This is a genomic window from Pseudomonas anguilliseptica, from assembly GCF_021375795.1.
Lineage (GTDB): Bacteria > Pseudomonadota > Gammaproteobacteria > Pseudomonadales > Pseudomonadaceae > Aquipseudomonas > Aquipseudomonas anguilliseptica_A.
Genome location: NZ_JAEIOI010000002.1, coordinates 727,952 through 749,583, shown reverse-complemented (window position 1 = coordinate 749,583; position 21,632 = coordinate 727,952). Strand labels below are relative to the sequence as shown.

Genomic DNA, 21,632 nt, shown 5'->3' with positions numbered 1-21,632 from the left:
GCACTGCGGGCATTTTTTATGCTGCTGGTTATTTAATAAAAAGCTCGCGAGGTCACTGCTTAGTACGGCCTTTGCGACGCTCAAGCACTTCGGTCGCCCGTGCGCGCAGCTGCCCACAACCACCATCAATGTCCTGGCCGGCGCTGTTGCGCACCTTGGTCAGCACGCCACGGCTGTGCAGATAACGCACGATCTGCACGATACGGTCACCATCAGGGCGCTGGAATTCGTCAGCTTCCAGGCTGTTGTAGGGGATCAGGTTCATGATCGCGTACTTGCCCTTGAGCAGGCGCAAGATGCCGTCCATTTCCTCCTGGCTATCGTTGATGCCCTTGAGCAGCGTCCACTGATACTGGATCGGGTAGTCGATCTGCCGTGCGTAGGTTTCACCCAGCTCTACCAGCTCTTCAGGGTCGATACGCGGCGCGCGCGGCAGCAGGGTCTGGCGCAGTTCGGCGTCGGTGGTGTGTAGCGAAAGCGCCAGCGCCGGCTTGACCTGCTGCTGTGGCAAACGCTCGAACACCCGTGGATCACCGACGGTGGAGAACACCAGGTTGCGCTGGCCGATGCCGCCCTCTGTGCCGAGCAGGTTGATCGCTTCGAGTACGTTGTCGAGGTTATGCGCCGGCTCGCCCATGCCCATGAAGACTACTTTCTTAACGGGGCGAAAGCGCCGCGCCAGCGCCACCTGAGCGACGATCTCGGCAGTGCTCAGCTGGCGCAGCAGGCCACTTTTGCCAGTCATGCAGAACACGCAGCCCACCGCACAACCGACCTGACTGGAGACGCACAGGCCATCGCGCGGCAGCAGTACGCTTTCCACCATCTGTTTGTCGGCCAGCTCCACCAGCAGCCGCGCCGAACCATCGCCGCCGGGGTGTTCAGAGCTGAGGCGCGCCAGTCCATCGAGTTCGCTGCTGATTTCGGGCAGAGCGTTACGCACCGCCAGTGGCAGAAAATTCTCGGTCTTCTGGTTACGCGTGCCGGTGTCCAGTGGTACACCGCGCAGCCAGGCACGGGTAATGCGCCCGATGTGCATGGGCTTGGCGCCGAGGTCGGTCAGGCGTTGCTGAAAGTCGTGAATATGCATGGGGCGCGCATGCTACCACCGGCGCCAGCGAAACGGCAGCCGGCTTACAACAGCCTGGCTGCCGGGCCGACCGGCGTAGTTCGGCTAGTCGAGAATCAGGCGCTTGCGGATGGTGGCGCCGGCCTCTTCACCGGGCCAGCACAGGTCCACGGCCACCTCATATTGGCCACCTGGTTGCTGGCGCACGCGCAGCAGCGAGAAGTTCTTGTTGCCGGTCAGGGCAAACAACCGCTCGCCAAATACACCTTTGCTGCCCTTGAGTTCACCGCCGGCGCTGATGCCAAGCATGCTGGCAGAGGGCGCAGGTTTGCGTGAGATGGCGCTGGAGGTGAGCTGGTAAATGCGGGCTTTACGGTAACGCTCGTGCGTCAGGCGATAGGCCGAGGCGCAGTGCACATCACCGCTGAGAAACACCAGCAGCTTGCCCTGGCTGTCCAGGCGGTCGAAGACGTTGCGCAGTAGCACCGCGCGTTCACTCCAGTTGCTCTGGTGGTCCCACTCATCCATGAAGTCGTCTTTGACGCTGCCCAGGTCGGCATAGTTGACCAGCGTATCGACCCAGTGCAGCAGCGGCACCGGAGTGATCACGAACAGCACGGCGCAGGCAGGGTTGTCTGCAGCGGCCTGCAGCCAGTTCTGAAAGCGAGTCATTTGCGCCTTGCCAAGCAGCAGGTAGGGATCGCCCTGTTTTTCCACATCATGGTGGCCGCGCACATCCAGAGCGTAGAAGGCGGCAGGGCCATGGGCGAAGGAATAATCCCACTGGCAGTTATCCGGCTCGTCGGCGTCGTAGGGCGTCTGGGGATTGTGGCTGTGCTCGTATTCGTAATAGGCGCGGCAGGCAGCCTTCCACATCAGGTTCACCAGCATCTTGTCGACACTTGGCTGATTTTCATTGAACAGCCGCGAGAGGCGTTTCAGACGTTCTTTTTCGGTGAACGAGCCCCAACCGTCCATGATCTCGTGGTCGTCCCAGATCATGTACTGAGGGAAGCGTTCATATACCTGTTGCAGCGCCCCGACATTCCAGTACACCCGGTAGTACCAGCGGTAGATGTCCAGCAGGTACTCGTAGAGGCCAGCCTGGTCGTAGCCACGGCCCTTGCGGTAACGCTCCAGCAGAGCCGGTTTGTTGTCCTTGAGCCATTTCCAGATGTCCGGGAAGCCCAGCTTGGCATTGGTGTCGACATAGATCTGGTCACCACCGCCAATCACGAAATCGGCCTTGAGGTCGTTCAGCTGTTCAAGAAAGTTCGGCCAGGCCCCGGCATCGCCGCCCGCGTTGATATGGTCGTGGCAGCTGTAGAAACCGAAGACGATTTCCTCCGGGTTGGCCGCCAGGGTGCGGAACTGCCGAGGTGTGCCGTAGCCCAGTTCGGTGCGGCGGCTGACCTCCTTGCGCTCGGTCATCACCGCATAGAAATAGCGTGTCGACGGCTCCAGATCGGCCACGTCAAAGCAGTGGGTCAGGTTGCTGGCGTAGCTGAAGTCATGGTTCAGCAGCGCGCAGGGCTGGATGGCCTGCTCTTGCAGGAAGGCGGCAATGTTGTGTTCACCCAGGCGCTTGAGGTCACCACTGAACGGTTGTTTGGACACCACCAGGGTCCATTGGCCGGGTTCGTAGAGGCGGATCCAGATCCGCGCACTGTGCGCGGTGGTGTGGCCGATGATGCTGGCGCTGTAGAGCTTGCTGGCGTAGAGCTCGTTGGCGCGAGGGTCAAGCAAGGTCATGGTGAGGCTCCTGAAGTCGAGGGGGAGATCAAACGCTCGACAACTGGATTCCAATAACCGTACCGGACACTGAGCGACTACTTGGGCTGTATAAAGTGAAAGTCCGGCGCTGACCAGCTTGGGTGGCGCAGATTGTGTAACGTCTCGCGTCTAGGCCCGGCCCCGTTGGCCGTGGATGCCCAGGCGGCATGCTATAGTCGCGGCTTTGTCGCCTACGCAGCCTGAGACAGCAGATGAAATTCATACACCAGCGCGAGCACCTCTACGAAGACGATATCGTCGTGATCGAGTGCTCGCAGACCTGCAACATTCGCCTGATGAGTGATGCCAACTTCCGCAGCTTTAAAAACGGCGGCCGGCATACCTATCACGGCGGCGCGTTCGACAGCTTCCCGGCGAAGATCACCGTGCCCAGCAGCGGTTTCTGGAATATCACCATCGACACCGTGACCCGCCGCGCCATCAGCGTGACGCGCAAGCCGACGCTCAAGCATTCGATCAAGATCATCCGCAAGTCGACCTCGCGCCTGAGTTGAGCACTGCTTGATCGGTGTTGCACAAAAAAGCCCGCCTCACTGCGGGCTTTTTTGTGCGGTTTTTCCTGGCTTAGGCTGGCATCAGGCCGGTTTCCCGGCTCCGGCTGTCGGGCGAACCACCAGCCACAGGGCGATTGCGATCAGCACACCGCCATACAGGTACGCCCAGGACAGCGGTTCATCGAGCAACAAGGCGCCCCAGAGTACGCCGAAGGGCGGGATCAGGAAGGTGGTGGTGCTGGCCTTGATCGGCCCGATATCACTGAGCAGGCGGAAATACAGCACGTAGGCGAATGCTGTGCAGATAAAACCCAGCCCGGCCAGCGACAGCCAGACCTCCAGCCCGCCCCAGCTGGCTGGTGCCTGTAACACCAGGGAACCTGCAAACCAGGGCAGCAGAAACAGGCTGGCACCACACAGGCTGGCAAAAGCCGTCAAGCGATTGTCTAGGCCGCCTTGCTGACCAATCCAGCGGCGGGTGAGAAAACCGGCAACGCCATAGCAGGCGGTCGCCACCAGGCAGGCGGCGGCTCCCAGCAGCAGGTTAAGGTCGAACTCCACCGGGCCGGTGCGGGTCAGCACCGCTACTCCGAACAGACCGATGGCCACGCCGGCCGCTTTACTCAGGGTCAGCGCTTCAGCGAAGAACAGCATGCCGATCAGCACGCCCATCATGGGCGTGGTGGCATTGAAAATTGCAGAATAGCCGGCCGGCAGCACCAGCGCGGCCATGCAATACATGGCCGAGGGTAGGCCGGCGTTGATTACTCCAAGCAGCAGACAATGCTTGAGCTTGCCTGTGAAGTCCCAGCGCACGCGCATCAGCAGGAGAATCACCAGCAGGCCGAGCATGCCCAGGCTGGCGCGGAAAAACGCGGTCGGCATGCTGCCCAGTACCGGCGCGACGATGCGCATGAAGAGAAAACTGGCGCCCCAGATGGCAGCAAGCAACAGCAGACGGCTCAGGTCAGCAAGGCGCACAACAGACTCCACAACAGCGAAACAGGCCGAGCAGTGTTGCCGGGCGCGCCTGCCAAGGCAATCCGAAATACGCTTTCAAAGTACTGAATTGGCAATATTTCGTCGTAGATAAGCGCCTATCCATGCATTGCCGGCTTTTACTTGGCGCGGCCACTGGATAAGCTCGGCGGATTATCCGCATTTCTTCTGTAGGGGTTCGTTTATGCCACAGCAATGGCCGGCCAGCGCGATTGCCGCACTTATCCTCGAAGGCTTCGACGATTACCGCGAGCAGTTCCGGCAGATTACCAACGGGGCGCGGGTGCGTTTCGAGCAGGCCCAGTGGCAAGAGATCCAGCAGGCATCTGCGGCTCGGATTGCCCTCTATGAAGAGTTTGTCACGGCGGTCAGCGAGCGCCTGCGCAAGGCCTATGAGACCGATGTGCTGTTGGATGTGGAGCAGTGGCCGCTGGTCAAGTCGGCCTACATCGCCCTGATCGACCTGCGCTACGACGATGAGCTGGCGGAAACCTGGTTCAACTCGATCTTCTGCGGCCTGTTCAGCCATGACCAGATCAACGACGGCTGCATGTTCATCCACACCACCCGCCCGGCGCTGCGGGTCAATGAGCGTGCCCCACAAACCCGCGTGTACGAGCCCAAGGGCGATGTAGAGCCGGCGCTGCGGCAGATTTTCGAAGATTTCAGTTTCGAAGTGGGCTACGAAAACCTTGAACGTGACCTCGCGCGTCTGCTCAAGCAACTGCGCGACAGCCTGCCGGACTGGGTGTGCAAGGACCCTGACCTGCGCATCGAGCTGTTCGCCTCGCGCCTGTACCGCAATAAGGGCGCCTACCTGGTGGGGCGTATCTACACCCGCGATGAACAATGGCCGCTGGTGATCCCGTTGCTGCACCGCGAGGGGCAGGGCATTCAGATCGATGCGCTGATTACTGACGAAGCCGAGGTGTCGATCATCTTCTCCTTTACCCGTTCCTACTTCATGGTGCGGGTTGGCTATCCGGCGGAGTTTGTCGGCTTCCTCAAACGCATCCTGCCGGGTAAGCACATTGCCGAGCTGTACACCTCGATCGGTTTCTACAAGCACGGCAAGTCGGAGTTCTACCGCTCGCTGATCAACCACCTGGCCACCACCGACGACAAGTTCGTCATGGCTCCGGGGGTGCGTGGCATGGTGATGAGCGTATTCACCCTGCCGGGCTTCAACACCGTATTCAAGATCATCAAGGACCGCTTCTCGCCGTCGAAGAACGTCGACCGCGCCACGGTGATCGAGAAGTACCGCCTGGTGAAAACCGTCGACCGGGTAGGGCGCATGGCTGACACTCAGGAGTTTGCCGATTTCCGCTTCCCGCTGAGCAAGTTCGATCCCGAGTGCCTGGCGGAACTGCTGGAAGTGGCGCCATCCACCGTCGAGGTCAATGGCGACACGGTGCTGGTGCGCCACTGCTGGACCGAACGGCGCATGACCCCGCTCAACCTCTATGTGGAAAGTGCTAGCGAAGCTCAGGTGCGTGAGGCGCTGGATGACTACGGTCTGGCGATCAAGCAGCTGGCGGCAGCCAACATCTTCCCCGGCGACATGCTGCTGAAGAACTTCGGCGTGACCCGCCACGGCCGTGTGGTGTTCTACGACTACGACGAGATCTGCTTCCTCACCGAAGCCAACTTCCGGCGCATTCCGCCACCGCGTTACCCCGAGGATGAAATGTCCTCCGAGCCCTGGTATTCGGTGGCCCCACTGGATGTCTTTCCGGAGGAATTCCCGCCGTTCCTGTTTGCCGATATCAAGCAGCGCAGGCTGTTCAGTGAATTGCATGGCGATCTGTATGACGCCGATTACTGGAAGGGCCTGCAGGAAGCCATCCGCGCTGGCAAGGTGATCGACGTGTTCCCTTATCGGCGCAAGGATCAGGCCGACAAGGAGTATTGAGCCGCGTGCGTGTTGCCTGGGCCGCGCTGGCTGCCGGCTTGTGCCTGCTGGCGGAGCGCCCTGTGCTGCTGGCGGCCGAGGTCGAGGCTGAAGCTGAAGCTGAAGCTGAAGCGGTCGAACTCTCGCCTTTGCTGATTACCAGCCCGCGCAGTCATGTGCGCTGGCTGAGTACGCCAGCGGCGGTAACCGTGGTTGACGCATCGACTACTCAGGGCGAGCAGTCCCTCGCACTGGATTCGTGGCTGGCCCGCGTGCCCGGGGTGTTCAGCCTCAACCGCTACAACCTGGCTCAGGGCCTGCGTCCGGCCATTCGCGGTTTTGGCGCACGCGGCAATTTCGGTGTGCGTGGGATTCGCGTGCTGGTCGATGGTGTGCCCCTGACCATGCCGGATGGCCAGACCGAGCTTGACGGCCTCGACCTCGGCCTGGTCGAACGCATGGAAGTGCTGCGCGGTCCCGCCTCGGTGCTGTATGGCAATGCCGCCGGCGGCGTACTGGCCATTGATACCCGCGAGCCGCCAAGCCTGCCGTCGACGCAACTGGACCTGAGTGCAGCGGGGCTGGGTTATCAGCGCCTGCGCGGCGAGTTGGGTGGCAGCGATGGCAATCTGGGTGGGCTGCTGGCTTTCAACAGCAGCCAGCTGGACGGTTACCGTGAGCACAGCCGTGCGCAGACCAATAGCCTGACCGGCAAGCTGCGCTGGTATGCGCCTAACGGCCAACTGCGTTTGAACCTCAACGCCATCGACAACCGTGCCGAAGACCCCGGCGGCCTGACGGCGGCTGAGGTCAAGGCCGATCGCCGCCAGGCGGCAGCCGGTAACCTGCGCTTTGATGCTGATGAATATATCCGCCAGCAGCGCCTGGGTCTGGTTTGGGATGGCTACGCGGCGGGTGCCGATGAGTATCAGCTGCGCAGCTACCTGGGGCACCGCGAGTTTGGCAATCGACTGGGTTTTGAGCGAAACGGGCAGACCACCTTCGAGCGTTATTTCACAGGCATAGGTGGGCAGTACAGCCATTACCGTAATGTGGCCGGTCTGGCGCATAAGCTCAGCGCCGGTTTCGACCTGGAGGCGCAGCGCGATGAGCGGCAGCGCTACGACAACCTGCTCGGCAAGCGCGGCACCCTGCGCCAGCAGCAGGAGGAATCGGCGCTAAGTCAGGGGCTGTTTGTCGAAGATCAGATCGACCTCAGCGAGCAATGGCAGGCCACATTCGGGCTGCGCTATGACCGCGTGCGCCTGGCGGTGGATGATGCCTATCTGATCGACAACCGTGATGACTCCGGCTCACGGCGCCTGGCTGATTGGAATTACAGCAGCGGGTTGAGTTATCGCTTCAGCGCGCAGCAATCACTCTATGCGCGCCTGGCCAGCTCGTTCGAAACGCCGACCATCAATGAGCTGGGTAACCCGCAAGGCGCAGGCTTCAACAGTGCCTTGCAACCGGCTCAGGCATTCAGCCGTGAACTGGGCATCAAGGGGGAATGGCCCGCGCTGCGCTATGCCCTGGCGGTATACCGCATCGACCTGGAGGATGAGTTGGTCGCGTTCAGCTTGCCGGCACAACCGGGGCGCAACTTTTACCGTAACGCCGGGCAATCGCGACGCGATGGCCTGGAGCTAAGTCTCGACTGGCAGCTTGCCGACGCCTGGCGCTGGTCCCTGGCCTATGCCTACAACCGCTACCGCTTTATCGACTACCAGGCACAGACTGAGGATTTTTCTGGCAACCGTGTGCCCGGTATTCCGGCGCAGAGCCTGTTCAGTGAAGTGGCCTATGAGCATCAGGATTTCTACCTGCGCCTGGGCGTCACGGCGCAGGCGCAGGTCTACGCCAATGATGGCAATACTCAGTCTGCCCCCGGGCATGCCTTGCTTAGCCTGCGGCTTGGCAAACGCCTGCAGTTTGCCGAGCAAAGCCTGGAGCCGTACCTGGGCATCGATAACCTGCTCGGGCGCGAGTACTTTGACAACCTGCGCATCAATGACGGCAACGCACGCTACTTCGAACCAGGCCCGGGGCGCACCCTGTATGCCGGCGTGCGGGTGATGTTTTAACGGCTGTGCCTGCAGACTGCTCAGGCCTGAACTAGGCTGGAAGCAGGTGTGCATGCACCTGTCCGATGTCCTTGGCTGGAGGCAATGTTATGAGTGCCAAGTTGCAGACTGTCCTGCTGAACCTGTTGGTTGCCCTGGGCTTGCGCGAGCGGCCGCGCCTGCAACCAGTCCCTGTACGTAGCGACGTGCCCGCGGCCCGCTCGACTATACGTCGACACTGATTCTTCCTTCTGAATGCAGCTTGTCTGTCGCCAGGTCATGCCTGGCAGCAGCATGCTGTCGCCTGGGAAAATTGCTCTGGATCAGTGCTGTGTTTTTTAAAACAAGCATTTGCTAGCGCCTTTACATGGCTGTGCTAGACCTACATCAGCAGTTATGTAAATAGCTCAGACAGGGATAGCTCCAGATGCGCCAGAACCTCCCAGTAACTCAGCGTGAAAGAACATTTCCTGAAAGCGAACGGCTGATTTCTACCACCGATCTCAACAGCATCATCACCTATTGCAATGATGCTTTTGTCGAGATCAGCGGCTTTACCCGCGAAGAGCTGATCGGCCAGCCACACAACCTGGTTCGTCACCCAGATATGCCGCCCGGTGTATTCGCCCACATGTGGGAAACCATCAAACAGGGCAAGCCCTGGATGGGCATCGTCAAGAATCGCTCAAAGAATGGCGACTTTTACTGGGTCAGCGCCTATGTCACACCCATCTATGAAAACGGCCGTATTGCCGGTTACGAGTCGGTGCGCTCACTGCCCGATGAGGCGCAGAAACGGCGCGCTGAGAAGCTTTACGCACGCCTGCGCGAAGGTAAACCACCGGTGCCCAAGCTGGAGTACTGGTTGCTGGATATCGTGCAATCCTTGCCACTGATTCTCACCGGGCTGATTATTCTTGCGTCGCACTTCGTGCTCAGTGGTCCTTGGCTCTGGGCGTTCATCTTTGCCGCGATGTTTGGCCTGGGGGCTTACCAGTCCTACGCCAAGCGCAGCCTGATCCGGCAAACCCTGGCCGAGCATCCCAAGGCCTTTACCAGTTCACTGGTGGCCCTGACCTATACCGACAGCCGCGGTGCCCAGGCCTTGCTCGATATGGCCATGATCAGTGAGGACGCGCGTTTGCAGACCGCGCTGACGCGTATCGAAGATGCCGGCAACAATGTCAAGAAACACGCAACGCGTTCGGCAGACCTGTCCCGCTCCGGGGCCAAGATGCTGGATCAGCAGCGCAGTGAAACCGATCAGTCGGCGACTGCAATCAACCAGATGGCGGCCACCATCCAGGAAGTGACACACAACGTGCAGAACACTTCACATGCCGCAGAGGAGGCCGACCGCCTGGCCAAACAGGGCCTGCAATTGGCCAGCGGCAGCCTGGATTCGATGCAGCACATGGCACAGGCCGTGGTAGACATCGGCCAGGCGGTAAATGATCTGGCCAACTCCACGCAGTCCATTGGCAGCGTGGCGGATGTGATCACCTCGATTGCCGAGCAGACCAACCTGCTGGCGCTCAACGCCGCGATTGAAGCCGCGCGTGCGGGTGAACAAGGCCGTGGTTTTGCCGTGGTGGCAGATGAAGTGCGCTCGCTGGCATCGCGAACCCGTGAGTCAACCGAGCAGATTCACCAGATCATCTCGTCGCTGCGGGCCGGTGCCGAGCGGGCGGTGGTGACGGCAGGCAAGGGCGAGTCGATTTCCAGGCAGAGTGTCGAGAGCGTCGAGTCGGTGCGCACCGCCCTGGATGGCATCAGTGAGGCAGTGAGCCGTATCACCGGCATGAGCCAGCAGATGGCCTCGGCTTCCGAAGAACAGAGCCATGTTGCGGAAGACATCAGCCGGCAGATTACCCAGATCGCGCAGTTGTCTGATCGTAGCGCCGAGCAGGCGCATCAGGGTGCGCAGATCGGTCAGGAACTGGAGGACATGGCTGACTATCTGCACAGCTTGGCCGAACGCTTCAACCGTTGAGTCAGGGCAGCCGGCCCGAGTGAAAGCGGGCCGGTTGCCTGCGCTTGTGGCACACTGCGCGGCCGAGGAGAGACCCATGCCACGCCCGCAATGCCCACGCTGCACCCGCCCGGTCGAACGCTGTTTATGCGCACTGATTCCCCATTTAGCGAGCCGCACCCGGGTGCTGATCCTGCAGCACCCGAGTGAGGTGCGTCATGCGCTCAATACTGCACGGTTGGCCGCGCTGGGGCTGAGCAATGCCGAGTTGCTGGTGGGCGAAGTGTTCGACCAGTTGCCTGCCTTGTTGCAGCAACCGGGGTACCGTGCCTGCCTGTTGTTTCCCGGAGAGCAGGCGCACGCGCTAGTGCCGTTTGCCGAGCAGAGTGGCGAACTGTTGCTGGTGGTGCCCGACGGCACCTGGCGCAAGGCGCGCAAACTGCTGCACCTGAACCCGCTTTTAGCAGCGTTGCCACGGGTGATGCTGGCGCAGGGGCAGCAGTCGCGCTATCGCCTGCGCAAAGCGCCGATGTCGGGAGCGCTGTCGACCATTGAAGCGATTGTTGAGGCCCTCAACAGTGTTGAAGCCCCTAACCGTTTCGATGCCTTGCTTGCACCATTCGAAGCGTTGATTGATGGGCAGATTGAGGCGATGGGCGAGCACACCTACCAGCGCAATCACGTTGATACTGGGCTGTCGTCGTAGTCTGACTAGCAGCTGCCTCAGCGTTCGCGCATGGCTTCCGAACGGGCCTTGAGCACCGGTTTGAGCAGGTAGTCGAGCACGCTCTTTTCACCGGTGATGATGTCCACGGTGGCGACCATGCCGGGGATGATCAGCAGTGGATGTTCCTCACTGCCCAAATGGCTTTTGTCGGTACGTACTTGGATTAGATAGAAGCTGTTGCCTTCTTCGTCAGTGATGGTATCGGCACTGATCAGCTCAAGGTTGGCCTTGAGTCCGCCGTAGATGGTGTAGTCGTAGGCGGTGAATTTGACCATGGCCTTCTGCCCAGGGTGCAGGAAGGCGACATCCTGCGGCCGCACCTTGGCCTCGATCAGTAGGCTGTCATCCAGCGGAACGATTTCCAGCATGTCACTGCCAGGCTGAACCACGCCGCCAATGGTGTTGACCTTGAGTTGCTTGATGATGCCACGCACTGGTGAAACCACGGTCGTGCGGCTGAGTCGGTCATCAATGGCCACGCTGGTGGCGGTGATCTTCTGCAGTTCCGTGCGCACTTCATTGAGTGTTTTGAAGGCCTCTGAGCGGAAGCTAAGTTCTGATTCTTCAATCTTGCTCTTGATTTCATCCATCGCCGCTTCTGCTCTGGGGATGGCCAGGTTGGTGGCGTCCAATGAACCGCGCACTTCTACCAGGCTGCGGCGCAGGCGCAGGATTTCCACCTGGGAAATGGCGCCGGTAGCCACCAGCGGTTGTGACATGTTCAGCTCCTGTTGCAGCAGGCCCATGCTGGAACGGTACTGTTGGGCTTTGGCGCGAAACTCGGCCAGTTCCTGAGTCTTCTGCCGTAGCTGTTCGCCGAGGGTGCGTTGTTCGCTTTGCAGGCGATTTTGTCGGGACTGGTAGAGCGCCAGTTCATCCTCGGCCAACTGCGGTGCCTGGCGCAGAATATCCTCCGGCATATTGATCGGCCGGCCTTCGGCCTCGGCTGTCAGGCGTTCGACCCGAGCAACCAGGGCCAAACGGTCGGCTTCGGTTTCACCCCGGTTGGAGAGAAAGCGTGTGTCGTCCAGGCGCAGCAGCACGGCACCTTTCTCCACCACCTGGCCTTCGCGCACGAAAATTTCGCTGACAATGCCGCCTTCCAGGTTCTGGATAACCTGAATCTTGCTGGAGGGAATGGCCTTGCCTTCACCCGTGGTAACTTCTTCCAGCACTGCGAAGTTGGCCCAGACCAGTGCCACCAGCAGGCAACTGCTGACCACCCACACGGTGATGCGGGTGAACCAGGGCGAGTCTTCGAGAATGGCCCCGTCGACTTCCGGCATGAACTCGGTGTCCTGCTTGCGCTGGCGCATGCTGGCGAAATAATCGCGAATCGAATGGCGTGTGGGCATGATCGTTCCTATACCGCTGCAGGGCCGACTCGACCTTTGCGTAGCGCCTCAATGACCGCTTCTTTCGGACCGTCCGCGACAATGTGGCCGTTATCCAGTACTACCAGGCGATCAACCAGGCTGAGCATGGAGGCGCGGTGAGTGATCAGCAGCATGGTTTTGCCCTGGGCCCAGGTTTGCAGGCGGTTGCGCAGGATTTCCTCGCTGGTGTTGTCCATGGCGCTGGTGGGTTCATCCAGTAGCAGGATGGGCGGGTCCAGAAGCAGCGCGCGGGCCAGCAGTACAGCTTGCCGTTGCCCCCCCGAGAGCAGCTGGCCGCGCTCGCCTACGGGGCGATCAAAGCCTTGCGGGTGTTGCCGTGCCAGGTCGACCACCCCGGTCAGTTCAGCCACTTCGAGCATGCGTGCATCACTGACGTAACGGGCGCCGAGGGTCAGATTGTCACGCAGGCTGCCCGCGAGCAGCGGCAAGTCGTGGGCGACATAGCCGATCTGGTGGCGCAGGTCGGCTACATCGAGCTGACGCAGATCGAGGTTGTCGAGCAGGATCTGCCCTTTGTCCGGGCTGTAGAAGGCCATCACCAAACGTGCCAGGGTGCTTTTGCCCGAGCCGCTGCGGCCGATGATGCCGATGCGCTCGCCAGCTGCCATGCGCAGGCTGACGCCGGCCAGGGCGGGCGTGCTTTGTCCTGGGTAACTGAAGGTGACATCGCGCACATCCAGTGCGCCATGCAGGTGGGTGCGATCCAGTGGCCGCTGTTTCGACTGGCGTTCCTGTGGCAGGGCCATCAGCGCGTCCGTGCTGGTCATGGTCAGGCGTGCTTGCTGGTAGCGGGTGATCAGCCCGGCGATCTGGCCCAGTGGCGCAAGAATACGGCTACCCAGCATGTAGCAGGCCACCAGTGCGCCGACGCTGAGCTTGCCGGCAATGATGATGTACACCCCGCAGACAATGGTGGCCATGCCGGCAAACTGTTGCAGAAACAGTGTGCCGTTGGTGGCGATAGCTGCCAGCGAGCGGGCGTGGATATCCAGGCGGGTGAGGGCACCATGGGTTTTCTCCCACTGGTGCTGGCGCTCGCTTTCAGCGCTGCAGGCTTTCAGGGTTTCCAGGCCACCGAGTGTTTCAATCAGCAGGGCCTGACGTTGCGAGGCAAGTTGCAGGCTTTTTTCCACGGTATCGCGCAGGCGTGCCTGGATGATGAACGCGAACAGGGCGGTGATGGGGAACGCCAGCAGAGGTATGACGACCAGCCAGCCGCCGATCAACCAGATCACAGCAATCATCAGGAACGAGAAGGGCAGGTCAATCAGGCTGGTCAGGGTGACTGCGGTAAGGAATTCGCGCAGGCCCTGGAAGTCGTGAATGCTTTGGGCAAAGCCACCGATGGTGGCTGGGCGGGCTGTCATCGACATGCCGGTGATGCGCTCGAACAGGGTGGCTGAGAGCACTACATCGGTTTTCTTGCCGGCGGTGTCGAGCAGATGTGAGCGCAGGATCTTCAGCAGTAATTCAAAGCCCATACCGATCAACAGGCCGATGCTCAGCACCCACAGCGTCGAAGTCGCCTGGTTGGGCACCACGCGGTCGTAGGTCTGCATGACAAACAACGGCACCATCAGGCCGAGCAGGTTGATCAGCAGGCTGGCCAGCACGGCGTCGGTGTATAGCCAGCGCGAAAGTTTCAGGGTGTCGCGAAACCATGCCTCGATGCGCGGCACCAGCGGGTTGCGAGCTTCTTCCAGCTCATGCCGTGGACGGGCGAAAAAGGCCTGGCCGCTGTATTCCGCAGCCAGTTGTTCGCGGTTGACCCATTGCTCACCACCGTCAGCTTCACACGGCAGAATCTGCGCCTGATTTTTCGGCCCCCATTGACGCAGAACTGCACTGCGGCCGTTTTTCAACAGCAGCAACACCGGCAGGTTGAGTGCGGAAATACTGGTCAGCTCGCGCTGCAGCAGGCGCCCCTGCAAACCGGCGCGGGCGGCAGCGCGTGGTAGCAACTCGGTGGTCAGGCGCTGCTCAGGTAATGGCAGGCCTGCACTCAAGCTGCCACGGCTGGCGGAACAGCCGTGGAGTTTGCAGAGAATCAACAAGCCATCCAGCAGCGGATCGTCGTGATTCAGACGCGGGTCGCTGGATGACCCCGGCCGTTCCATGGTGGTCAAGGTCTACTACTCCTTATGCCGGTTTTACTTCATTTCCGGCAGACGCGCCTCGCTCTTCACTTCAGTGAGGGCTACCGCTTCTGCCGGTACTACCACTTGCTGCTGGCGCAACAAGTCACCCATCGCTGCGGTTACGCGGTACATCGAGAATTCTTCGAGAAAGCGCACTTCGCTGTAGCGGCGGTTGGCGGTGAACAGTTCGTTTTCACTGTCGAGCAGGTCGAGCAGGGTGCGTTGGCCAAGGCTGAACTGTTGTTGATAGGCCTCACGAACGCGCTGGGTATAGTCGGCATATTCGCGAGCCTTGGGGGTTTGCAGTTGCGCGTTCTCCATGGCGTTCCAGGCCAGAGAGAGGTTCTCGTTGAGTACGCGCAGGGCGTTATTGCGGATGTCCATCGATTCGTTGATCTGATGCGCAGTCGATTGCAGGCGTGCCTTGTCGCGCATGCCGTTGAACAGGTTGTAATTCATCACCACGGCGGCACGCCAACCCTTGGTGTGGCCTTCGTCACCCTGGGTGTCGTTGTCAGCATTGGTGGCCAGTTCGAGGTCTACGCGTGGGTAGAACGTCGATTTGGCGACTTCATACTGTTTCTCGGCCGCATGCACGTCCGCCTGGGCGGACTTAAGGAAGGGGTTGTTGTCGATTACCGTCTGCCGTGCTTCGCCAAGGGTGGCGGGGAGTGAGCCTTTCAGCGAGGCTGGTGAGTCCAGCTCATCGGGCATACGACCAACAGCACTGAAGAAGTTGGCTTCGGCATCGGCCAGGTTGACCTGCTCGGTGTAGAGGTTGTTTTCCGCCAGGGCCAGACGCGCTTCGGACTGATCAAGGTCTGCCGTGCTGCCTACGCCTTGCTGGCTGCGCAGGCTGATCTGGTCATTGATGCGTTGGTGGGCTTGCAGGTTATTGCGAGCCAGTTCGACCATCTCACGGCGCATCAGCAGATCCAGGTACACCTCGACCGTGCGCAGGGCCAGGCTCTCCGAGGTGCCAAGCAGGCGATAGGCGCGGGAGTTGACCACGGCTTTGGTGCGCTCCACTTCATTGGGCGTGTTGAAGCCATCAAACAGCATCTGCCGCAGGCGCAGCTCGGAGGTGCCGTAGTTCAGCGTTTCAGTATTGTGATTGCCGATGGCTCGGGTGCTCGGACTGTCGGTATGTTCACGGCCATAGCCCACCAGCAGGTCGACGGTTGGCAGGTAGCCACCTTTAGCAATCTTGACCTCTTCATCCGATGAAAGGCGACTGTTTACCCCGGCATGAATCTCAGGGTGGTTATCCAAGGTGCTCTGGATAGCCTCCGACAAGGTGATGCCTTGTGCCTGGGTACAGAACGCGGCCAGCACGATACTGCTCCATAAAGGGTTGAGTGCGCGCATCTGGTAACTCTCCTTATAAGATTTTCTAAATCCGTCGCCAAAAAAATGGCTTATTTGCCTGCTGGATTACTCTCAGTCTGTAACATCACAGCTAAGAACACTTTTCAGCGTAGCTAAGAAAAAATTGTTACAAGCCCTATAAGAAAAAAATCTTATGCAGACTGCGAAAACCAGCACATTGTTTTCAACCAGAAGTCGTGCATTTCGTGCTCTTCAGTGGCGTGCGCGGCTATATGAGACGGTCGGATGCAAATAGGGGCGGGATCTTTCTGGTGCGGTGCGCGACGTGGGTCAGGGTGACAGTTTTTTGTCGTTTTTGTTTTTGAGTGTGACGTCGTTTTAATCAGCCAGTGGTTTTGTTCTCTCCTTGAAAGGTAGTTCGACCTTTTTTGGCATACGTGTCGGCGGTGGTCGGCAGTTGTAGTGAGGATGGAATCATGGCTACTTTGATTGGTGTCGTCAGCCAGGTTATCGGCGAAGTCTATGCAGTAGCTGGCGACGGAACGCGTCGGCCGCTCAGTGAAGGCGATCGGGTTTTTACAGGGGAACAAATCGTTACCGGGGCCGCAGGTTCCATTGCCGTTGCCATGAGCAACGGTCAGCAATTGACGTTAGGGCGTGACAGCAGCCTTAACCTCACCGAGCAGATGCTCGCAGGCAGTTCCGATCAGCAGACTCCCACCGCAGAAACACCACCGACAGCACCTAGTGACAGCGACCTGACTGATGTCGAGAAACTGCAGGCCGCGATCGAGGCTGGCGTCGACCCGACGCTTGAAGGCGAAGCCACTGCTGCTGGCCCGGGTGCCGGTGGTGCAGGCGGTGCCGGTGGCGCGGGTGGCGGACATTCCTTTGTACTGTTGGGCGAAACCGGTGGAGCGCTTGACCCGATCATCGGCTTCCCAACCGAGGGATTGAACACCGGGCCGGAGTTCCCTGATCCTGAGCCTGTGGTTGTTGATGATGTAGTGCCACCCCCTGTGCCACTCAATGGTTTGCCAGAGGCATTCGACGACACTAATAGCATCACGGAAGATGCAATTGAGGCTGTGGTGGGCAATGTTCTATCGAATGACGATCCGGGTCCCGATTTGCCTCCCAGCTTCGTCTCTTGGGCGAACACCAGTGCCACCTACGGTACTTTCACGGACACCGGAGCGGGCACCTACAGCTATACGCTGAACAACGCCGACCCGAGGGTTCAGGCCCTGGATGATGGTGAAACGCTGACTGAAACCTTCACCTACACCATGCAGGATGCCGATGGTGATCAGGACACTGCGATCCTGACGATCACTATTCAAGGCAGCAACGATGTGCCGGTGATAACGGTCACGGGTGACCCAGAAGCGCAAGGCAGTGACGGCATCGTTTACGAGTCGGGTCTGCCAAACGGAAGCCAGGCATCGCCTAACAGCATTGTCGCGGTGGGCAACTTCAGCCTAAGTGATGCAGATGGCCTGGACGATCTGGTGTCTGTGTCCATAAACGGTGGTACCCCGATCCTGATTGCCGGCTTGGTAGGTGCGACTGCTGCGGGTGCGCACGGCACCTTGCTGGTCACCANGCTGACCGAAACTTTCACCTACACCATGCAGGATGCCGATGGTGATCAGGACACTGCGATCCTGACGATCACTATTCAAGGCAGCAACGATGTGCCGGTGATAACGGTCACGGGTGACCCAGAAGCGCAAGGCAGTGACGGCATCGTTTACGAGTCGGGTCTGCCAAACGGAAGCCAGGTATCGCCTAACAGCATTGTTGCGGTGGGCAACTTCAGCCTAAGCGATGCAGATGGCTTGGACGATCTGGTGTCTGTGTCCATAAACGGTGGTACCCCGATCCTGATTGCCGGCTTGGTAGGTGCGACTGCTGCGGGTGCGCACGGCACCTTGCTGGTCACCAGCTATGACGCTGCGACTGGTCTGGGCACTTACAGCTATACGCTGACTGACGCGACCATGGATGTGGATGGTGTGGCTGAAACGGATGTGTTCAGCCTAGTTGTTTCGGATGGCAGCGTGAACTCTGCGCCGGCGACGATCACCATTGAGATCGTTGATGATGCGCCGGTCGCCAAGGACAACTCAGTCTGCGTACCAGAAAGTGGTCTGCCACCTTTCAGTCTAACTCTAGTCCTCGACCGCTCTGGCAGCATGGACTCCCAGGTTCAAGCTGATATAGACGGAGATGGAGACCTCGATACTGTTTCGCGTTTAGCCGTGGCTAAGCAGGCTTTGGTTAATTTACTTGATAGTTATGAGGCGTTGGGCGTGCCGCTTAACATTAATCTCATTGCTTTCGGCGATGGTGCCAACATGGTTTATGAGGGCAATAGTGTTGCGGCGGCCAAGGCGGCGATCCTTAATCCAGGCCTGAATGCGAGCGGTGTTACCAATTACGAAGCCGCCTTGAATCTGGCTAAGGCCGATCTGGAAGACGAGCTGAGCGTGGGTGGAGAGTACCTTCCAGGGTATGCACAAAAGGTCTATTTCCTTTCCGATGGCCAACCCAACCCTAGCAGCAATGATGCGCCGGCCAGTTGGAAACCCTTTGTAGACTCTAATGGCATTGATGTAATTGCTGTGGGTATTCAGATTCCTGATGGCTCTGCCGCAGAAGGCGAGCTCAAGGAAGTAGCCAACGGTACAGAAGAGGCTGTGTTGGTGCAGAACCCAGACGAATTGTCTGCAGCCTTGACCGGTACAGTGCCAAGTTCAGCCACTGGCAACCTGATTACTGATGTCGATGCTCTAGATGGTGTTGATATAGCGGGTGCCGACGGGCCTGTTGTTGTGACCCAGGTTAGTTTCTTGGTTACAGATGCTTCGGCCTATCAGGATGGCAATGGCAACGACGCTGACAGCGTGGTCGATATTGGTGGTGGTCAGTTCCGCGTCACTTACGAGGTAGAGGGCGGAACTACCGGAGTAATAGGGACTCCCGAGGGCGGTGCTTTAACCGTTTCGGGGAACGGTACTTACACCTACACTGCGCCCGCTAATGTATCGGGTGATACCACAGAGGTGTTCATCTACACCATTGAGGACGTTGATGGCAGCACGTCTCAAGCCAATCTGAATATCTGCATAGAGGACGGTGCACCAGTCGCGCGCAACAATACAGTTAGTGTTGAAGAAAGTGGTCGGCAGCCCTATAGCCTGACGCTGATCCTTGATCGTTCGGGTAGCATGGACGACGACACCATTCAGGCTGATCTTGATGGCGATGGTGACCTTGAAAATACTACCCGGCTGCAGGTGGCTAAGCAGGCATTGGTGAATTTGATCGATAGCTATGCTGCATTGGGGGCGGCTGGTTTGCTCAATATCAACTTCATTGCCTTTGGTGATAACGCTTCTTTGCGTTACGAAGGTACTGATTTGACGGCGGCGAAGAATGCCATATTGAGCGGTTCGCTCAATGCTACTGGCAGCACCAACTACGCTGCAGCGCTGAACATGGCTCGGGGCGAGATTGAGGATGAAATGAGCAGTAGCTCTGGTAGTGAGCATTTGCCAGGTTACCAGCATAAAGTCTATTTCCTCTCCGATGGAGAGCCGAATCCGAGCAGTGCTGATGCGCCGGACGATTGGCAAGCATTCGTCGATGGCAACGGTATTGATGTAATTGCAGTCGGCATCCAGATTCCTGACGGCTCCGCCGCCGAGAATGAACTGAAAGAAGTCGCAAATGCTGGAGAAGAGGCTTTTCTGGTTCAGAATCCGGCGCAGCTATCGGCAACTTTGGGCGGTACGGTGCCGGGAACCATAAACGGCAACGTTATTCTGGATGTGGACAGCGTGGCTGGAAAAGATGTGCTCGGTAATGACTTGCCAGTGACGCTCATCCAGATAAGTGTTGTCGTCGATAACAGCGAAACGACTCTGTTGACGCAGTACTTGGGGCAGGGCGCTACGCTGGTGGCTGGTTCAACCACCACGACGGTTACGTTTAATGTGCCGACTAATGGTAGTGATCTGGTAATTGATACTCCGCTTGGCGGGAAACTGACCATTGATAAGACGGGTTCTTACCACTACAGCTCACCAAGTAATGCAGTACCCGGTGTGCCGGAAATTGTTACCTATACCATCGCAGATAGTGACGGCGATCCATCCAGTGCGGATCTGATCATTAATGTCACAGACGGCGTGCCGATAGCAGTTGATGATGTGCGCACACTGGCTGAGGGACGTTGGGCTGCAAGTGGTAGCAACGACACTTATTCTGCTCAGTTTCATGTGGCCGAGAGCTGGAGCTCTGTCGCTTCGACAACGAATCTGACGGGTGTAAGTGTTTCCAATACTTTTTACGGTACGTCAAAGTCCAGCGACTCATCATCGTTTACTGTGGTCGCTGATGCTGCACACCCTGTTGAGATTAGTTTCGATGCTGCAGTCAGTAACTTCATTGGTACTGGTAGTGGTGGAGATCGCTGGCAGGCTCAGATTTTCAAAGAGGGAACTCTTACGCCTGTTGCCGAGTTGACAGGGCAGACTGGTAGCCTCGCTAATAAGGTTATTGGCGGAATTACCGAGTCCGGTACTTATTATGTGAGATTTACGGTTTTCGACAACACTGATATCGGTAGTGGTAATAGTAGTCGTGCGGATCTGACTATTAGCGATTTCTTCTACCGTAGTTACAGTTACACCGCGCCTTCCACACAGCAGGTCAATGTCTCGGCTCCAGGGGTACTCTGGGTAGCGGCACTTTTGAGTGGCAATGTGCTCGGCAATGATGACCCAGGCAGCGACGGCGGCTTAAGGGTCACGCTGGTGGATGGCGCGGCAGTAGCAGCAGGTGGCAGTGTTGAGCTTGTTGGTGACTACGGCACATTACATATCGAGTCCAATGGTCAGTACACCTATACCCAGCACCAGCAGGACTTTCAGGCCGGTGCTTCGGATAGTTTTGCCTACAGCATTGTTGATGCTGACGGCAGCCCATCCAGTGCGGTGCTGACAATTAATCTCACTGACCACAACTACAGTTCGACCTCCAGTAGCGGCAATGATTTTGTTGGCGGTGAAGACGCCAATAACACCCTGAGCGGACGGGGCGGCAATGATATTGTTTACGGCGGTGCCGGGAACGACACCCTTAATGGCAATACGGGTAGTGATCATCTGATAGGTGGTTCAGGTGACGATATTCTTTACGGCAATGATAACAATGACATCCTTGAAGGTGGTCTGGGTAATGACCAACTCTACGGCGGTACAGGCAATGATGCATTGCTAGGTGGGGTGGGGAATGACACCTTGATAGGGGATGCTGGCAGCGACATCCTGATTGGTGGGTTAGGCTCGGACATCATGACGGGCGGCGCTGACAAGGATGCCTATGTTTGGCGCGCTGGAGATGAGGATGCTGGTGTCGATACCGTTGTGGGCTTCTTTGTCGACACTAACGGAATCAGCTCTGATATGTTGGATCTGTCGCAGTTGCTGACTGGACTTTCCGGAACTCCGGATGGTAATGAGTTGGATGATTATCTGACGTTTGACTTCACAACAACGGCAGGTTCTACAGTCATTACTGTTGATAAGAATGGTGCTGATGGTGGCGGCTCTTCCGATCAAACCATTGTTCTAGATAATGTTGATTTGTCCACCTATTACGGCAGCAATGCCGCGGATGTGATCAATGGCATGCTTGATGACAATGCCTTGAAAGTGGCTTGACTTGAATATATAACTAGCTTCGAC

General features: G+C 58.6%; 13 protein-coding genes and 2 pseudogenes. 9 read left to right on the top strand and 6 right to left on the bottom strand.

Translation table 11 applies throughout. The annotated features are described in order from the left end of the window. Positions 1-52 precede the first annotated feature (52 nt). Together IOD17_RS11210 and IOD17_RS11205 are read right to left on the bottom strand one after the other, a co-directional pair. Positions 53-1,090, bottom strand: coding sequence for an RNA methyltransferase (locus IOD17_RS11210; RefSeq protein ID WP_233685171.1), 1,038 nt, complete (start codon positions 1,088-1,090; stop codon positions 53-55). An 84-nt stretch (positions 1,091-1,174) separates the two neighbouring features. Beyond that, positions 1,175-2,821 carry an alkaline phosphatase D family protein gene (locus IOD17_RS11205; protein ID WP_233685170.1) on the bottom strand — a complete coding sequence of 549 codons (1,647 nt, stop codon included), beginning with the start codon at positions 2,819-2,821 and terminating at the stop codon, positions 1,175-1,177. A 233-nt stretch (positions 2,822-3,054) separates the two neighbouring features. Here IOD17_RS11205 and IOD17_RS11200 point away from each other — a divergent pair, with 233 nt between their 5' ends. After that, the gene (locus IOD17_RS11200; RefSeq protein WP_233685169.1) at positions 3,055-3,357 is read left to right on the top strand and encodes a DUF1883 domain-containing protein; all 303 of its coding nucleotides are present in this window, start codon (positions 3,055-3,057) and stop codon (positions 3,355-3,357) included. A gap of 81 nt (positions 3,358-3,438) precedes the next feature. Here IOD17_RS11200 and IOD17_RS11195 read toward each other — a convergent pair whose 3' ends face one another. After that, positions 3,439-4,338: a DMT family transporter gene (locus tag IOD17_RS11195; protein WP_233685168.1), complete on the bottom strand. Its 900-nt coding sequence runs from the start codon at positions 4,336-4,338 to the stop codon at positions 3,439-3,441. 202 nt (positions 4,339-4,540) lie between these two features. Here IOD17_RS11195 and aceK point away from each other — a divergent pair, with 202 nt between their 5' ends. The 6 genes and pseudogenes from aceK (at position 4,541) to IOD17_RS11175 (ending at position 10,991) form a co-directional block, all read left to right on the top strand. After that, a complete protein-coding gene (gene aceK, locus IOD17_RS11190) occupies positions 4,541-6,271 on the top strand; it encodes a bifunctional isocitrate dehydrogenase kinase/phosphatase (protein WP_233685167.1) in 1,731 nt (576 codons plus the stop codon). Positions 6,272-6,276: 5 nt separating this feature from the next. Continuing rightward, on the top strand, positions 6,277-8,334 hold the full coding sequence (locus IOD17_RS11185) for a TonB-dependent receptor family protein (RefSeq protein ID WP_233685166.1): 2,058 nt from the start codon (positions 6,277-6,279) through the stop codon (positions 8,332-8,334). An 89-nt stretch (positions 8,335-8,423) separates the two neighbouring features. Beyond that, a complete protein-coding gene (locus tag IOD17_RS19385) occupies positions 8,424-8,555 on the top strand; it encodes a PA1414 family protein (protein WP_325175664.1) in 132 nt (43 codons plus the stop codon). 185 nt (positions 8,556-8,740) lie between these two features. Further along, a pseudogene (locus IOD17_RS19530) lies at positions 8,741-9,022 on the top strand (PAS domain-containing protein); the annotation flags it as partial. 264 nt (positions 9,023-9,286) lie between these two features. Continuing rightward, positions 9,287-10,306 carry a methyl-accepting chemotaxis protein gene (locus tag IOD17_RS11180; protein WP_418904269.1) on the top strand — a complete coding sequence of 340 codons (1,020 nt, stop codon included), beginning with the start codon at positions 9,287-9,289 and terminating at the stop codon, positions 10,304-10,306. Positions 10,307-10,382: 76 nt separating this feature from the next. Next, on the top strand, positions 10,383-10,991 hold the full coding sequence (locus tag IOD17_RS11175; RefSeq protein ID WP_233685164.1) for a tRNA-uridine aminocarboxypropyltransferase: 609 nt from the start codon (positions 10,383-10,385) through the stop codon (positions 10,989-10,991). 17 nt (positions 10,992-11,008) lie between these two features. On the opposite strand, the gene IOD17_RS11170 is transcribed toward IOD17_RS11175, so the two are convergent. The 3 genes from IOD17_RS11170 to IOD17_RS11160 are packed head-to-tail and all read right to left on the bottom strand — an operon-like array spanning position 11,009 to position 15,915. Further along, positions 11,009-12,367 (bottom strand): HlyD family type I secretion periplasmic adaptor subunit, encoded by a 1,359-nt coding sequence (locus IOD17_RS11170; protein WP_233685163.1) that lies wholly within the window; start codon positions 12,365-12,367, stop codon positions 11,009-11,011. A gap of 8 nt (positions 12,368-12,375) precedes the next feature. Then, entirely contained in the window at positions 12,376-14,526 is a 2,151-nt protein-coding gene (locus IOD17_RS11165; protein WP_418904268.1) for a type I secretion system permease/ATPase, read from the bottom strand. 33 nt (positions 14,527-14,559) lie between these two features. Beyond that, positions 14,560-15,915, bottom strand: coding sequence for a TolC family outer membrane protein (locus IOD17_RS11160; protein ID WP_233685161.1), 1,356 nt, complete (start codon positions 15,913-15,915; stop codon positions 14,560-14,562). 437 nt (positions 15,916-16,352) lie between these two features. Between IOD17_RS11160 and IOD17_RS19525 the strand changes: the two are divergent. Then, positions 16,353-17,481, top strand: a pseudogene (locus IOD17_RS19525) (retention module-containing protein); the annotation flags it as partial. A 26-nt stretch (positions 17,482-17,507) separates the two neighbouring features. Continuing rightward, positions 17,508-21,608: a VWA domain-containing protein gene (locus IOD17_RS11155; protein ID WP_233685160.1), complete on the top strand. Its 4,101-nt coding sequence runs from the start codon at positions 17,508-17,510 to the stop codon at positions 21,606-21,608. Positions 21,609-21,632 lie beyond the last annotated feature (24 nt).

Excerpts from the sequence above, each read along its gene's own strand:
- IOD17_RS11180 (WP_418904269.1), top strand. The coding sequence starts at position 9,287 with ATGTTTGGCCTGGGGGCTTACCAGTCCTACGCCAAGCGCAGCCTGATC.
- IOD17_RS11160 (WP_233685161.1), bottom strand. The coding sequence starts at position 15,915 with ATGCGCGCACTCAACCCTTTATGGAGCAGTATCGTGCTGGCCGCGTTC.
- IOD17_RS11175 (WP_233685164.1), top strand. The coding sequence starts at position 10,383 with ATGCCACGCCCGCAATGCCCACGCTGCACCCGCCCGGTCGAACGCTGT.
- aceK (WP_233685167.1), top strand. The coding sequence starts at position 4,541 with ATGCCACAGCAATGGCCGGCCAGCGCGATTGCCGCACTTATCCTCGAA.
- IOD17_RS11165 (WP_418904268.1), bottom strand. The coding sequence starts at position 14,526 with ATGGAACGGCCGGGGTCATCCAGCGACCCGCGTCTGAATCACGACGAT.
- IOD17_RS11170 (WP_233685163.1), bottom strand. The coding sequence starts at position 12,367 with ATGCCCACACGCCATTCGATTCGCGATTATTTCGCCAGCATGCGCCAG.
- IOD17_RS11205 (WP_233685170.1), bottom strand. The coding sequence starts at position 2,821 with ATGACCTTGCTTGACCCTCGCGCCAACGAGCTCTACGCCAGCAAGCTC.
- IOD17_RS11210 (WP_233685171.1), bottom strand. The coding sequence starts at position 1,090 with ATGCATATTCACGACTTTCAGCAACGCCTGACCGACCTCGGCGCCAAG.
- IOD17_RS19385 (WP_325175664.1), top strand. The coding sequence starts at position 8,424 with ATGAGTGCCAAGTTGCAGACTGTCCTGCTGAACCTGTTGGTTGCCCTG.
- IOD17_RS11200 (WP_233685169.1), top strand. The coding sequence starts at position 3,055 with ATGAAATTCATACACCAGCGCGAGCACCTCTACGAAGACGATATCGTC.
- IOD17_RS11155 (WP_233685160.1), top strand. The coding sequence starts at position 17,508 with ATGCAGGATGCCGATGGTGATCAGGACACTGCGATCCTGACGATCACT.